Genomic DNA, 2,322 nt, shown 5'->3' on the forward strand with positions numbered 1-2,322 from the left:
ATCGAGAACGCATAGCCGGGAAACCTCTGAAGGTGAGGTTCCGTTGATACCACGCATTGGCCACAAAGCGCTGATTCTGTTGGCCCAATGGATGGCGAATCGGGATGAGCCAGAAGCGAATACACATCCGATGGACGGATTTGCCGGCAGATCGGCGTCGACGCCTCGTAGCGCTGATCAGCAGCCTCATACAACGGAATGTGTCGACGGATCGGGAGATCGGTCATGAATGCAGAACCGAGCCTGCTCACCTTCACGTTGCCGGAAAAGATCCACAGCCGCCACAATGATCGCCAGGCCATCGTGTACGTTCGGCAGTCGACGGTTCGACAGGTCGAGCACAACCGCGAGTCAACGCGGCTTCAATACGCCTTGGCGGATCGGGCATTGCGGCTGGGATGGCGTCGTGACCAGATAACGGTGATCGATGACGATCTGGGCCGCTCGGGCGCATCGGCGCTTGATCGGCCGGGCTTCCAGCGTCTCGTCGCTGAGGTTGGGCTCGGCCATGTCGGAATGGTCATTGGCATCGAAGTCTCGCGCCTCGCACGATCGTGCCGTGACTGGCATCAACTTCTGGAAATGTGCGCGTTGTTCGATACGCTGATCGGCGATGCCGACGGCATCTACGATCCGAGCACCTACAATGACCGGCTGTTGCTCGGCCTGAAGGGCACGATGAGTGAAGCTGAACTCCATATTCTAAAAGCCCGGATGCACGAAGGGCGCAAAGCCAAGGCGCGTCGTGGCGAACTCATCCTTGGTCTGCCGCGCGGTTATGTGCTGAAGCCCTCAGGAGAAGTAGCACTGGACCCGGACGAGGAGGTTCAAAGGGTCATACGCCTGGTCTTCGCTTTGTTCGAAAGGCGTCGCTCGATCAGTGGCGTCCTGCGATACCTCGTGGACCACGACATCACGCTTCCCGATCGTATACGGAGCGGCCCTGAAAAGGGCGACGTGTGCTGGAACCGACCTAATACCGCGACGCTCGGCGACATGCTTCGTCACCCTGGCTATACCGGTGCGTATGTCTTCGGGCGCCGTCACCATGACGGACGCCTCCGGCTTCCCGGCAAACCGCATAGCGGCCGACGCCTCGTTCGCGATCCGCAAAAATGGATGGTGCTGCACCAAAACGCACATCCAGCGTACATTGACTGGCAATCCTATGAGCGGAATCAGGAACTGATGGCGGCAAACCGTTCGCGATATACCGGTGTCCCGCGTGGTGGCGCAGCACTGCTTGGCGGCTTGATCGTCTGCGGCGTGTGCGGCCGTAAAATGGTGACTGGCTACAATGATGACGGACGGGAAGCGCGCTATAGCTGCAGCTATGAGGCCACCACCTACGGCGGTCCACGGTGCCAGTCGATTAGCGCTCGTCCGGTGGACACATGTGTGACCGCGTTGATTCTTGAGGCCCTTTCGCCGGCCGCAATCGACGTCAGCCTTCAAGTTGCCGAGGATATCGAACTCGAACGACAGCAGCTCCACGACGGCTGGAAGCAGCGACTGGAACGCGCGGATTATGAAACAGCACTCGCACGCCGGCGCTACGAAGCTGTCGATCCTGCCAACCGTCTGGTCGCGCGGACGCTTGAACGAGATTGGGAAGCAGCAATGGCGACGAAACAGGCGCTCGCGGATGACCACCAGCGCGCCCTTGCGCGACAACCTGAGCGGCTAACGGCGGAGGAAAAGGACACGGTCCGCCGGCTGGCAGAAGATGTGCCTGCCCTGTGGAGGGCGCAGTCCACCACATCACGCGACCGGCAAACCATCGCCCGAATGATGCTCGATCGCGTCGTCATCCGGGTGTTCGGAGAAACCGAGCGTGCCGAGGTAAAATGCCACTGGGCCGGAGAGATCGTGACGACGCATCCGATTGTCCGAACCGTAAGACGCTTTGAACAGCTGGAGCATCACGACGAAATACTGGATCGGATCGCAGCGCTCCGTGCTGAGGGGGCTACCGCTCGACAGATAGCAGACGATCTCAATGCAAAAGGCTGGACGCCTGCGAAGAAGCCAATGTTCGACGCGTTGATCGTCCAGAAGCTTCTGGTACGAAAGGGACTTGGAAAGAAGCGACCCATCTGGTCCGGCAACGTTCCCCGTCGCAATGACGACGAGGTGACCCTGCAGGAACTCTCCGAACAGCTCAGCGTCCATCGTCAGACCGCCTACGGCTGGCTCCGACGCGGAAAGCTCAAGGGGCGCATCGCAAAAGTGGGAACACAACGTATCTGGCTCGTCAGCCTATCCCACGCCTCAACAGGAATCCGGACAGGAGAGTCATCATGAAAACACGATCGAGATGGC

Annotated in this window: 2 protein-coding genes; one reads left to right on the plus strand and one right to left on the minus strand. The window is 59.7% G+C overall.

Features of this window, described 5'->3' with window-relative positions; all coding sequences use genetic code 11:
• A partial coding sequence (locus ACH196_RS37975) for a hypothetical protein (RefSeq protein ID WP_396651970.1) occupies positions 1–227 on the minus strand: 227 nt, incomplete at its 3' end.
• On the opposite strand from ACH196_RS37975, the gene ACH196_RS37980 reads away from it, so the two are divergent.
• The gene (locus ACH196_RS37980) at positions 226–2,304 is read left to right on the plus strand and encodes a recombinase family protein (RefSeq protein WP_396651971.1); all 2,079 of its coding nucleotides are present in this window, start codon (positions 226–228) and stop codon (positions 2,302–2,304) included. The two genes, ACH196_RS37975 and ACH196_RS37980, sit on opposite strands and share 2 nt — an antisense overlap.
• Positions 2,305–2,322: the final 18 nt, after the last annotated feature.

The organism is Mesorhizobium sp. IMUNJ 23232, from assembly GCF_044326205.1.
In the GTDB taxonomy this organism is placed as follows: domain Bacteria; phylum Pseudomonadota; class Alphaproteobacteria; order Rhizobiales; family Rhizobiaceae; genus Kumtagia.

Excerpts from the sequence above, each read along its gene's own strand:
- ACH196_RS37980 (WP_396651971.1), top strand. The coding sequence starts at position 226 with ATGAATGCAGAACCGAGCCTGCTCACCTTCACGTTGCCGGAAAAGATC.